Origin of the sequence: Oceanobacillus sp. Castelsardo, assembly GCF_001659985.1 — a bacterium.
Lineage (GTDB): Bacteria > Bacillota > Bacilli > Bacillales > Amphibacillaceae > Oceanobacillus.
The window spans coordinates 272,097-284,666 of the sequence record NZ_LYCS01000005.1; the positions used below are offsets into that span (position 1 = coordinate 272,097).

11 protein-coding genes are annotated in these 12,570 nt (G+C 35.9%); 2 read left to right on the plus strand and 9 right to left on the minus strand.

The genetic code is table 11. The features are described from left to right. The 5 genes from A9178_RS11240 to A9178_RS11260 form a co-directional block, all read right to left on the minus strand. Window positions 1-690: a sugar transferase gene (locus A9178_RS11240; RefSeq protein ID WP_068675289.1), complete on the minus strand. Its 690-nt coding sequence runs from the start codon at window positions 688-690 to the stop codon at window positions 1-3. 43 nt (window positions 691-733) lie between these two features. Beyond that, window positions 734-1,612, minus strand: coding sequence for a UTP--glucose-1-phosphate uridylyltransferase GalU (galU, locus tag A9178_RS11245; protein ID WP_068675291.1), 879 nt, complete (start codon window positions 1,610-1,612; stop codon window positions 734-736). Between the two features lie 36 nt (window positions 1,613-1,648). Next, complete coding sequence (locus A9178_RS11250; RefSeq protein WP_068675292.1) at window positions 1,649-2,416, minus strand: tyrosine-protein phosphatase; 768 nt, start codon at window positions 2,414-2,416, stop codon at window positions 1,649-1,651. 66 nt (window positions 2,417-2,482) lie between these two features. Further along, entirely contained in the window at window positions 2,483-3,181 is a 699-nt protein-coding gene (locus A9178_RS11255; protein ID WP_068675295.1) for a CpsD/CapB family tyrosine-protein kinase, read from the minus strand. Further along, complete coding sequence (locus A9178_RS11260) at window positions 3,159-3,920, minus strand: YveK family protein (protein WP_068675297.1); 762 nt, start codon at window positions 3,918-3,920, stop codon at window positions 3,159-3,161. The genes A9178_RS11255 and A9178_RS11260 overlap by 23 nt, the downstream gene beginning before the upstream one ends. Window positions 3,921-4,535: 615 nt before the next feature. On the opposite strand from A9178_RS11260, the gene A9178_RS11265 reads away from it, so the two are divergent. After that, window positions 4,536-6,374: an InlB B-repeat-containing protein gene (locus A9178_RS11265; protein WP_068675299.1), complete on the plus strand. Its 1,839-nt coding sequence runs from the start codon at window positions 4,536-4,538 to the stop codon at window positions 6,372-6,374. A gap of 1,060 nt (window positions 6,375-7,434) precedes the next feature. Here A9178_RS11265 and A9178_RS11270 read toward each other — a convergent pair. Together A9178_RS11270 and wecB are read right to left on the minus strand one after the other, a co-directional pair. Beyond that, the gene (locus A9178_RS11270; RefSeq protein ID WP_156520757.1) at window positions 7,435-7,788 is read right to left on the minus strand and encodes a hypothetical protein; all 354 of its coding nucleotides are present in this window, start codon (window positions 7,786-7,788) and stop codon (window positions 7,435-7,437) included. Window positions 7,789-7,986: 198 nt separating this feature from the next. Continuing rightward, window positions 7,987-9,105, minus strand: coding sequence for a non-hydrolyzing UDP-N-acetylglucosamine 2-epimerase (gene wecB, locus A9178_RS11275; protein ID WP_068675303.1), 1,119 nt, complete (start codon window positions 9,103-9,105; stop codon window positions 7,987-7,989). A 561-nt stretch (window positions 9,106-9,666) separates the two neighbouring features. Here wecB and A9178_RS11280 point away from each other — a divergent pair. After that, window positions 9,667-10,713, plus strand: coding sequence for an LCP family protein (locus A9178_RS11280; RefSeq protein WP_068675305.1), 1,047 nt, complete (start codon window positions 9,667-9,669; stop codon window positions 10,711-10,713). A gap of 77 nt (window positions 10,714-10,790) precedes the next feature. On the opposite strand, the gene tagH is transcribed toward A9178_RS11280, so the two are convergent. Both tagH and A9178_RS11290 read right to left on the minus strand, forming a co-directional pair. Next, complete coding sequence (gene tagH / locus A9178_RS11285; protein WP_068675307.1) at window positions 10,791-11,597, minus strand: teichoic acids export ABC transporter ATP-binding subunit TagH; 807 nt, start codon at window positions 11,595-11,597, stop codon at window positions 10,791-10,793. Between the two features lie 15 nt (window positions 11,598-11,612). Further along, window positions 11,613-12,437, minus strand: coding sequence for an ABC transporter permease (locus tag A9178_RS11290; RefSeq protein WP_068675310.1), 825 nt, complete (start codon window positions 12,435-12,437; stop codon window positions 11,613-11,615). Window positions 12,438-12,570: the final 133 nt, after the last annotated feature.

The window sequence follows — 12,570 nt, forward strand, 5'->3', positions numbered from 1 at the left end:
TTAATAGGCATCTCTTGAACCAAATAATACTAGAACTGTTTTTAAAATTAATTTGAAATCTATCATTAAATTTCTTTCACGTATATATTTCAAATCTAACTCTACCCATTCATCAAACCCTATATTACTTCTACCACTAACCTGCCAATAACAAGTTAAACCAGGAGTAACAATTAATCTTTGTTTCTCATAATTATTATACTGGTTAACCTCATCAGGAAGAGGCGGTCTCGGTCCGACTAAACTCATCTCCCCTTTTATTACGTTAATTAATTGAGGTAATTCATCTATACTAGTTTTACGAATAAATCTACCTATTCTAGTAACTCTTGGATCATTCTTAATCTTAAATACAGGGCCAGTTGCTTCGTTTTGTTCCATTAAAACTGCTTTTAAGTCCTCCGCATTAGATACCATCGATCGAAACTTATACATATAAAATTTTCTTCCATCTTTACCTATACGTATTTGCTTGAAAAAAACTGGGCCTTTATTATCTTCTATCTTAATAAGTAAAGAAACAATAAAAAATAAAGGAGATAAACAAATGATACCAATAATTGAAAGGAAAATATCTGTTGTTCTCTTACTTATTAGATACAATTCATTATCATTAACTACAACCTTTTGATAATTAATTTCTTTAACAGCAGAATCTTTAACTTTCTTATCAGAAGTAGATATTTCCAAGAAATGTCACCACCCAATATATACTTTTATCTGCGCTAAGTGCTTAGTTATTTATTTTTAAGGATATTAATTCTTCTAATAATTTTTCAACATCTTTACCTAACTCTTCATCTTGTAGAGCAATTTCAACAGTAGTTCGAATAAAACCTAGTTTCTCCCCTACATCATATCTTTTCCCTTCAAAATCATAGGCAAAAACATTTTGTATTTGATTTAATTTTTGGATAGCATCCGTTAACTGTATTTCCCCACCCGCACCAAGTTCATGTTCTTCAAGGAATTGAAATATTTCGGGAGTCAATACGTATCTTCCCATAATTGCTAGATTAGAAGGGGCAGTTCCTTGTGCAGGCTTTTCTACAAAATTACTTACTTGATAACGCCTACCTTCAATTGTTAACGGATCAATAATCCCATATCGATGTGTTTCATTTTCTGGTACCTGTTGTACACCAATAACAGATGAATTTGTTTCATCATACTGCTCTATTAATTGTTTTAATCCTGGTTTTTCAGCTTGGACTATATCATCTCCCAGCAGTATCGCAAATGGTTCACTTCCAATAAATTTACGAGCACACCATACTGCATGACCAAGCCCTTTTGGTTCTTTTTGGCGAATATAGTGAATTTCAACATTAGAAGACTGGTTTACTTTATCAAGCATTTCAAACTTTTCTTTTCTCATTAGATTATCTTCTAATTCAAAGTTTCTATCAAAATGATCTTCAATTGCGCGCTTACCTTTACCAGTTACAATAATAATATCTTCAATACCCGATTCAATTGCTTCTTCAACTATGTATTCTATAGTCGGCCTATCCACTATTGGTAGCATCTCTTTTGGCATTGCCTTTGTTGCAGGTAAGAATCTAGTACCTAATCCTGCTGCTGGAATTATTGCTTTTTTTACTTTACTCATTTTATTTCCCCCATAATAAATTATTTTAATAAGCTTCTAAAACAAGCCAAGAAATTTCTTCCGTTTCTTCACTTGCTCAGGTTCCATACGATTAACATTCAAGTTACTTACTAATAAGTCACTATTCTCAATAAACATAAAGTAATAATCACTACCATATTTATTCTTCATTTCACGAAATGCCTCATCCATACAAAACCCTCTAGTCGTTGTGTTATGTGCATCTGATGCAATAAAATGCGTTAAGTTCGCTTCGATTAGCTGGTGAGAAAAGGTTTGAATATTCTTCCCAAACTTCCCTACCACACTAGCGGCGGTAACCTGGGTTAGTGCACCTTTCTGCACAAATTCATATAGTTTTGATGGGTGTTCCATTAATTCTCTATTTCTTTCAGGGTGAACGATAATAGGCTTGTACCCTGCTACTTGAATATCAAATAACATTTGCGCTGAATAACGTGGTACATGGCCAGAAGGGAACTCAACAAAAAGATATTTCGTTTCATTTAAAGGAAGAAGTTCCGCATTCTCTAGGTCTTCTATCATATCCCCATTGATACGCGTCTCTTGTCCTGGTAAAACGGTTAAAGGAATATTCTCTTGAACAAGTAGTTCATTTAATTTTTCCACCTGGCCCTTAATACTTGCGCGGTCATTGTCATACTTTCCATTTCGATGATGGGGAGTAGCAATAATAGAAGTAATTCCATGTCTGACGGCTTCTCTAGCCATTTTCAAACTATCTTCCTGTGATTTCGCACCATCATCAATTCCAGGTAATATATGTGAATGGATATCATTCATTCCGTACACCCCTTTTTCATGATAAAGACCCCCCACGTGTTAATAAATGCAAGGAGTCTTTTTCTGTTAATTGGTACCGTAGTAATAGTAATAATTGGAACCTTGCTTCTCACGACCGTTCAATACCGTTCCTAACAGTTTTGCTCTTGCAGGTTCTAGGATATCCTTCGCCTTCGTAGCTGTTTCTAATTCGGTATGTTTACTACGGATAACTAAAATAGAACCATCTACCATATTGGCTAATATTTGTGCATCAGTCACTGCTAATACTGGCGGTGTATCAAAGATGACTAAATCATACGCCTGTGTCGCTTCTTCGATAAATTGTTCCATTTTTCTTGATGCTAATAACTCAGATGGATTCGGAGGAATCGGACCACATGAAATAACATCTAAATTTTCAATATCTGTTCTGTTAGCAGCATCATCTAATGTAACTTCTCCAACAAGAACATTACTTAGTCCGGTTAAATTATCTAATCGAAATGTATAATGTACCGTTGGTTTTCTTAAATCCGCATCTACAAGTAAAACTTTCTTTCCTGCTTGTGCATAAACGATAGCCAAATTCGCCGTAGTTGTAGACTTTCCTTCACTAGGTCCAGAAGACGTCACTATAAGTGATTTGATTTCATTATCAACAGATGCGAATTGGATATTCGTTCGAATCGTACGATATTGTTCGGAGATAGGTGATTTCGGGTTAATCTTTGTAATCAGCTGTCTCATTTTGTTATTTATTTTAGACGGTTTTTTGAGCGCCATCGAATCCACCCCTTCTTGTTCTTTGTTGTTGGAAAGCCGCCTTGCCTTCAGCTATATCCTTATCACTCACTTGAGAAATAACCCCAATAACAGGTAGCCCAAGTTTCTTCTCCACATCTTCTTCCGTTGTCACTGTGTTATCTAAGTACTCAAGTAAGAATGTTAGACCAACACCAACCATGATTCCTAGAACGATAGCGATTACTATATTAAGAATTGGATTTGGAGCAACCGGAGTAGGACTTTTAGCAAGTTCTGCTTTCGTTAAAATGCTTACGTTATCAACTCTCATGATTTCCGGAATATTATGCTGGAATGTTTCCACTATAGTATTTGCAATTTTTACAGCTGTTGCAGGAGTTTCATCTGTTACTGTAACTGTAACCACTTGGGAATTATCTGCACTTGTTACATTAATTTTATCTTCAAGCTCTTCAGAAGTGTATGTTAGATCTAAACTTTCCACAACTTCATCTAGGATTGCTGAACTTTTAATAATAATGTTATACGTATTAATTAATTGTACATTCGATTGAATATCACCTGTTGTGTATTGTGTTGTTGGATCCTGTTGTTTCTGATTAACAATAAATTGCGAACTAGATTCATAGGTTGGGGTTAATAAAAAATAACTAACCACAGCAGCTACGATGGCTGCACCTAATGTAATAGAAAGGATAAGTAATATTCGTTTCCTTAAAACCTCGAATATTTCCTTCAAGGAAATTGTTTCTTCCATGTCTTTACCTCCAAGATTTGCTATTTTTCTATGATTTATGCGTTAATTTCTTGATTAGTTAACTACAGTATGGAATTATAACATAACAAATTCGTTTGAGGTATGCCTTTTCTGAAATTTAAATCGAGATTTTGTCGTTTTATGGGGGGCGTTCAGAAATTTTATTAATTAAATGCTTGATAGATTTATGTTTGGTCGCGCTTACATTATGGCGGTGAAGTTTTTGGTTATAATGGGTAATTTTTGTTAATTTGGTGATGGGTGGGGATTTGAATCAAACGTTTGTTTAAAGTATCATTTTCTAGAATTACGATAGATCAAACATTTGTTTTACATACACCGCTCAACACCGATACCGATATTTTTCCGTCTACTTCTATTTTTCTACCATTTACACTAACAAATACCGACAAGTTTCCTCAAACTCTAGTTATTGTGCTTTTTCCAAACGAACATTTGATTTAATTCCATTATAGCCTCATAGCAAACCAATACTCACTTTTTAACCTTAGTCACTCCAACTTAGTGTAAGGTTCTCCCTCCTATCATCTAGAAAAAAATGTCATATCATGTATAATGATAGTAAATTTCACTATATTAGAGGGGCCTATTTTTATGAGAATTATGAAGAATAAGAGAAGAAAGAGGAAAAAATCAATTCTATTAATCTTAATAAGTGCTCTTACCATCGGAGTTGCTGCTTTTTTTGCGATACAAGTCGTGCAGTCTGATTCTCCAACAAAATATCTAGCGACAGCTAAAGAAGCATTGGATAAAGAAGAATACGAAAAAAGTCTCGAGTTATTTAAAAAGGTTCTTGAGGAAGATGCATCCCATACCGAAGCACGGACCGGTCTTGCTAGTGCCTATATGGGATTGAAGCAATACGACAAGGCCGTTGGAACATTAGACGAAGGGATAGAAATAAAACCGAAAGAACCACAGTTTTACTATTTTTTATCCTTGGCGCATGAAGGTTTGAATGATTTGCCACAAGTCATACAAACATTAGAAGACGGAATCGAAGCAACCAATAATGAGGCACTAACCGAGTTGATTGACCAACTAGATTCCAATATAACAATTGCACCAGAAAGACATTACATCCAAAAGGGCCATAGCCGCAATATTGTAATGGAATGGGAAAAGAGTGATGGATCCATCCTCCCAGTTGAGGCAGAATGGGATTTAGAGAATGAGGATTATGGTTCAATAGAAGATGTATCAAAGACAGTCATGACATTTCATGCGGAAGAACTTGGAACGGTGGCTATTTCCGCAAAAGTTGGCCCATTCACAAAAAAGGATGAATTACATATTGAGGAACAAGTAGTGGATAAGATGACATTCACACCAGAAGAAATCGACCCTCTTTCCATTAATCAAGAATTGGAATTAACGGTTACTGGTGTGGATGCGGACGGAAAGGAAATGGAATTGAACCCCGAATGGAGTTCAAGTGACGAAGAAATCATCGAGCTATCCGCCAAAGATGGAATTGCAGTTACTGCTAAAGCAATGGATGAAGGTGTTACAAGCCTTACAGTAACGTACCAAGATTTAGAAAAGGAACTAGATTTCATCGTAGAAGGGAAAAACAAGTTTGTTAAAACAGAGGTGCAAGGAGAAGGAACTATATCCGTCTTTCCTAATGAAACGAGTTACCCAGTTGGAACGGACATCACATTAGAAGCAAAACCGAAAGCCGGCTACGAATTTGTCAGATGGGAAGGTGACGTTACTGGGACCCAGAATCCACTAAACATGACATTGGAATCTAGTATTTCTGTTGTGGCAGTGTTTGAACCAGTAGATCAGGCTACATTAAATCTTTCTATTTCTGGTGAAGGAAACATTATTCGGGATACATTAGACAGTCATTTTAAACAGGGAACATCCATTGCTCTTTATGCACAACCGAAATCCGGTTGGGTATTTAGTCATTGGGAAGGATCAGAAAATGGAAATATGGCAAGAATACAAGTATTGATGGATGGAGATAAAGATATTCGAGCTGTATTTGAAAAGAATGGTGACACGTCCCCTACCATTAGCCCAAGTAGTAGTTATAGTGGGTCGACAAATAATGGCGGATCAAACCAAAGTACCGGAACGAATGAATACAGGAATTCATCAAGTTCCAGTTCCAATTCTAGTTCCAACACCTATCGTAAACCATCTGGAAATGAACCAAATACAAATTCTAGTTCAAAGCCTTCGAATAAAGGGGATAGTAAACCAGTAGAGAACGACAAACCAAAAGAAGAAACCAAACCGGTAGAAAAGCCGAAGCCAGAGGAAAAGCCGGAACAAAAACCGGATGATAATAAACCGGATAAAGAGGAAGCCAACCCATCAACAGGAAATGACAAGGATGAAATAGATAAAGGCGAAACGGAAAATCCAGAAGATACGGAAGCTGGGGATAATGTGAACGATAGCTCTGGTGATTAATATAGTAGACTGGAATAACATGAAGTTAAAACAGTCGTAAAATACTTAGGCTACCAACCCACTACATTGTAGAGGGGATTGGTAGCTTATTTCTTAGATACCTCACTGTTTTATAGGTTCTTTTATTGTTAACATTGATTAGTTCCCCTTCTACAACGTTACCCATAGGTCGCTCGTCCCTCTAAAATGAATAAACCGCATGAAATCTATTTTTAATCCCTGATTTCATGCGGTTTTTTTATTCTATTTTCTGACGGTTTATTTCTCCCAAACAATACGTTCCTTACTACTCTTTAAATTAGATAATCATGTTTCGAAAAAATGGATTACTTATAGAAAGAAGGTAATTATAGTATCAGCTAAATTATCTATATAATCATAAGGAATATTTTTTTATACAATAAACGTATATGCTTTGTCCTTAAGTATGATATCCCCAATTTGGTAACCGTTCTAAATAGCACCCTATTTTCACTAAATTTGATTAAAAGTATATATTTATGTATAATAAGCTATAGAAATGTATACAAATAAAAGAAAGCCGAGGCGTTGGTAGCACCTCGACTTTGACAGCATATCCGTAGTGGTACGGCCACTGTGGAACTAGAGTAAATAATCCACCCTTTGTTCAACAGTGGAGACGGGTGGATTATTTTTTACTTATTTCTTTAATTAGTACGACGACTAGATTGATGAAACCTACGATGAATATACCTGTTGTGTATAGAACAACAACTTTATTAAACCCCAAGATTATATAGCTTGTGAAACCACTTCAATTTCACATGCTATTTTTATTTTTGAGATTATCCCCCTATTCCATATTATTCTTTATTTCCATGATTCCTTCCAACGGTAATTCTGCTGCCCAAGCTATCATTTCTAAGTCTATTCCCGTTCTTAAAGACCTACGTACAAATATTCCTCTCGCTCCTTTCCCATTCCTTTCTCCTCCAGTCCATTACTCCTATTGGCTAAACTAGCACAACCTAGTTAGTTTTTAATAGATTAAAAGCTCCCCACCCATGCGAGAAAGGAAATGAAGATAGGGTTTATTAGTCTATGACAGGTCGACAGGGACAACGGAAAAAGATAATGCTGATATACTAAGATAGAGCACCGATATATCAACCTCGTATACTGATATATCAAGATAGAGCACTGATATATCAACCTCGTATGCTGATATAACAAGATAGAGTACTGATATATTAACCTCGTATGCTGATATATCAAGATAGAGCACTGATATATTAACCTCGTATGCTGATATAACAAGATACAGCACTGATATATTAACCTCGTATGCTGATATAACAAGATACAGCACTGATATATTAACCTCGTATGCTGATATAACAAGATACAGCACTGATATATTAACCTCGTATGCTGATATACCAACATAGATCACTGATATATTAACCTCGTATGCTGATATACCAAGATAGAGTACTGATATATTAACCTCGTATGCTGATATACCAAGATAGAGCACTGATATATTAACCTCGTGTGCTGATATACGACAAGAAGCACCGATAAGTTGATCTTTCTACACCCTGAACCCAAAATACGAGTGAAGGCTGCCCCTCACTCGCATTTTACTCTCCTATTTCTTTGCCATATACGTTACAATGGCATCCGCAATTCTTCTAGATGCTTCCCCGTCTCCATAAGGATTAGACGCTCTTGCCATCCTATCATGCGCTTCTTCATCACTCAACAATTCATTAGCCATATCAAAAATGGTATCCTCATCCGTTCCAGCCAATTTCAACGTCCCAGCCTCAATTCCCTCAGGCCGCTCTGTCGTATCACGCAAAACTAACACGGGCACACCTAATGACGGCGCCTCTTCCTGCACCCCACCAGAATCTGTTAAAATCAAATGCGCACGTGCAGCAAAGTTATGGAAATCCACTACACCAAGAGGTTCAATCAATTTAATCCGATCATCATTGCCTAAAATTTCTTTCGCTGTATTTTGCACAACTGGATTTAAATGTACTGGATAAATAACCTGCACATCATCATGTGCTTCTACTAATCGCTTAATCGCACGAAACATTTGGTTCATATTTTCCCCAAGGTTTTCCCTTCGATGTGCAGTCATTAAAACTAATCTGTCATCACCTAGGCTATCTAGGATCTTACTTGAATAGTTTGGATCTACTGTAGTTTTCAGCGCGTCAATTGCGGTATTACCAGTTACAAATATAATATCTTCTGCTTTATTTTCATTTAATAGATTTCGCTTCGACTTCTCAGTAGGAGCAAAATGCAAATCCGCAATGACTCCCGTTAACTGACGATTCATTTCTTCCGGATACGGAGAATACTTATTCCATGTACGAAGCCCCGCTTCCACATGACCAACAGCAATTTGATTATAAAAAGCAGCTAATGATGCAACAAAGGTTGTACTCGTATCTCCATGCACAAGGACAATATCCGGTTTTGTTTCTTTCATTACTTTATCTAGCCCTTCTAAAGCACGAGTTGTAATTTGTGCTAAAGACTGTTGTTTTTTCATAATATTTAAATCATAGTCAGGAGTAATATCGAATATCTCTAATACTTGATCTAACATTTCACGATGTTGTGCAGTTACGGTAACAATGGATTCAAATTCAGTTGACCGCTTTTGTAATTCAAGAACAAGTGGCGCCATTTTAATCGCTTCCGGTCTCGTCCCAAAAACAGTCATAACTTTAATTAATCGCTTCAATGAATTCACTCCAAATTTTTATTATATTCAGGACAAGTGTATGTATATTATGAGATCTATGTCAATATGATTGAATATAAATTTAAATAAACTTTATATTACTTACCTTATTGTTACATAATGAAGCTCAAAAGCGCAAGCGCCCGTTTAGCGACGTACGGACTGGACTAAGCCGCAGGAGATAAAGGAAACACGACGAACGGAGTGAGTCGATGTTGACTTTCACCACAAGGGTATAAGTGCGACTAAGCCTCTGGTTTCACCATTCGGCAAGTCTTCTTTATCGTACGGAGGTGAAGGAAGTCTCGCTAGTCGCTGGGCGCTGGAGCTGGACGTGGCTAATTTTGCTTATAAATATTAATAATGTTAATTTATAGTTCACGGTTAATAATAATGAACAGCAAAAATACTATTCCTAGTTCGTTTCACTCTTTTTTTCCATCATTCGACAATTCTTACACATTTAATCATTTACGAAAAAATAGATTCATAGTAAAATAAAGTTTAGGTTTTTTGATTTTTTTAATTATCCTATCAAAAATTTAAAGGGGATTAAAATAAATGTCTAAACGACAATTAAACGAATCGACACGAATCGTAAGGCGTAAGAAAAAACGCAGAGTTCGTAAACGTATCTATCTAATATTGTTACCAATTGTCATTGTATTTGTAGGTATATTATCATACGCATCTTATTTATATATAAAAGCTGACTCCATTTTCTCCAGTGCATTTGAAGATGATGGAAGAGAAAAATCAGATTTACGAGAAATTCCGGTCGACCCGACGAAAGATAATGTTTCTGTTCTTATCATGGGAATCGACTCCAGTGAAAAACGTGGAGCATCTGAGAAATCTAGAACAGACGCATTAATGGTCGCTACGTTAAACAAAAAGGAAAATAGCATTAAGCTTTTAAGTATTCCACGTGACTCACTCGTCTATATTCCAGGAGTAGGCTATGAAACGAAAATCAATCACGCACATGCTTATGGCGGCACAACTGCAACTATCGATACGGTCGAGAGTCTTTTAGATATTCCGATTGACTACTACGTGAAAGTGAACTTCGAAGCGTTTATGGAAGTGGTAGATGCAGTCGGCGGAATTACAGTAGATGTTCCGTATGAGTTCAAAGAACAGAACTCAAAAGACAAAGCAGACGCGATTCACCTTTTACCTGGGGAACAGAAGTTAAATGGCGAAGAAGCTCTAGCATTAGCACGTACTCGTAAAAAAGATAGTGATATTATGCGTGGCCAACGCCAACAAGAAATTATGAAAGCAATCATCGCCAAAGGTGTTTCCGTACATGGAATCATGAATATTGATGATGTCATTGAAGCTGTTGGCGGCAACCTAACAACGAATATGAGGTTTGGTGAGATGAAGAGTTTCATCACATACGGAACTTCAGGTAAGTCACTAGATATCGAAACATTAACGTTAGATGGTTCTGATTATCAACCTGGGCGTACGTATTACTATAAATTAGATGAGCTAGCTCTAGGAGAAACCAAACAAACATTACAGGCACATCTAGATATTATTGATGATCCAACGCTAAGTAGTCCTACCCAAACAACAACTGGGGAAAATCCTTATTAGAACCCTCTAATAGTATAATTCCCTAAATACGAAAAAGGAAACTTGTCTTTAATGACAAGTTTCCTTTTTTATATGTCTTAACTTTTTTGGAATAGTACTTCTTTCTGACGCTCTATTCCTTTTTCACGATACTCTTTTCTCTCTTGATTACTCATTTTCTTCCATTGATTTAAAAAGTCCTGATATTTTGGAATAACCTCTTCTACCGTTCCGAAGTCTTTTACCATTCCATATTCCAACCATAATATCTTTTCACAAAACTCTTTCATCTGTCCAAGCGAATGACTAACGAAAATCATCGTCTTCCCTTTTTGCTTAAATTCCTTCATCTTATTCAAGCTCTTCTCCGCAAAGGCTTTATCCCCTACGGATAATGCTTCATCGATGATTAATATATCAGGATCCACATTAACCGAAATCGCAAAACCTAAACGTGATTTCATCCCACTCGAATAAGATTTTACAGGCTGATCAATAAACTTCTCTAATTCCGCAAACTCAATGATTTCTGGCTCTAATTCTTTAATTTGTTTTTTATTAAAACCAAGCATGAGTAATTTTAGTTCTATATTATCTCTACCAGACAAATCATTTTTCAGTCCAGCCGAAACAGCAATTAAGGAGGATTGTCCATTCACTTGTACATTCCCTGAAGTTTCCGGAACAATTCCTGCAATGATATTAGATAATGTCGATTTACCGGATCCATTCGTTCCGATGAACCCAATAATGTCGCCTTTTTCCGCTTCAAAATTCACATTCGCAAGCGCGTAGAAGTCATCGCCGTAACTCTTAGGTGTGATCAAGTCTAATAGACGCTCTTTCGTTCCATGATATAATTTATATTTTTTTGTTACATTACTTACAATAATCGCTTTTTCCATAACATTCACAAGCCTTTACAAGTAATCGATAAAATGTCTTCTAAATTTAACATGTAGTGTTGCTCCGAATAGGAATAGAATGAATACTACCGCCCAGAAGTAGAGTGTGTATTGCCAGTTTGTAATGAAATACCATTCTGTTCCAAAGAAGGATGAACGATAACCTTCCATCAGATAATATAAAGGATTCAATTTCACAATTGTTAAGATAATTGGCGGGTATTTTTCCAATATCGAGAATGGCCAAAGAACCCCAGATATATATAACATCATCCTTAATACCGAGTTAAGTAACATATGAACATCTCGAATAATTGTCGATAAGGTTGATGTTATAAGTGAAATAGCAAACATCAAACTTATAGCTGCAAAGATATAATATAACAATTGAATATAATAAACATTAATATAATAACCTGCAAATTGAAAAATAATGATGGATAACCCTAGCATTACTAAATGAACATAGAACTGCGAAAATATAACATAACTAGGGATGATACTCATCGGAAAGTTCATTTTCGATAGCATTTTAAGCCTGGAGTAAATCGATTTGGAACCTTGAATAGTAGACTGATAAAAGAAAATCCAAAGAAAGAATCCGGCCATAAGCCAGTATATAAACGGAATCGTCTCCCCACCTACTTCAACCGGTGCACGACCTAACAATGTTCCAAATACAAACCAATAAATAAGGATTTGTATAGATGGGTTCAATACTTCCCACAACATACCCAGGTAGTTGTTTTTATTTTTGCTTTTTAATTCATAAAGTGAAAGCCTTCGTATTAAATAGAAGTGATTGAATTGCTCCTTAATAACTGTAATTGCAGATTTCATAGATATATCCTTTCAAACATCTTAGATGTAACATCATCTTACACATAAATAAATTATACAAGTATCAGAAATAAAACACAATGAAGAATCAGGCTAATTCATTAACCTATACAGCCTGAATAGCCTGATTTAT

Coding starts and splice junctions, on each gene's coding strand:
- A9178_RS11265 (WP_068675299.1), top strand. CDS start 4,536: ATGAGAATTATGAAGAATAAGAGAAGAAAGAGGAAAAAATCAATTCTA.
- A9178_RS11250 (WP_068675292.1), bottom strand. CDS start 2,416: ATGAATGATATCCATTCACATATATTACCTGGAATTGATGATGGTGCG.
- galU (WP_068675291.1), bottom strand. CDS start 1,612: ATGAGTAAAGTAAAAAAAGCAATAATTCCAGCAGCAGGATTAGGTACT.
- tagH (WP_068675307.1), bottom strand. CDS start 11,597: ATGGAAAAAGCGATTATTGTAAGTAATGTAACAAAAAAATATAAATTA.
- A9178_RS11255 (WP_068675295.1), bottom strand. CDS start 3,181: ATGGCGCTCAAAAAACCGTCTAAAATAAATAACAAAATGAGACAGCTG.
- A9178_RS11260 (WP_068675297.1), bottom strand. CDS start 3,920: ATGGAAGAAACAATTTCCTTGAAGGAAATATTCGAGGTTTTAAGGAAA.
- A9178_RS11290 (WP_068675310.1), bottom strand. CDS start 12,437: ATGAAATCTGCAATTACAGTTATTAAGGAGCAATTCAATCACTTCTAT.
- A9178_RS11280 (WP_068675305.1), top strand. CDS start 9,667: ATGTCTAAACGACAATTAAACGAATCGACACGAATCGTAAGGCGTAAG.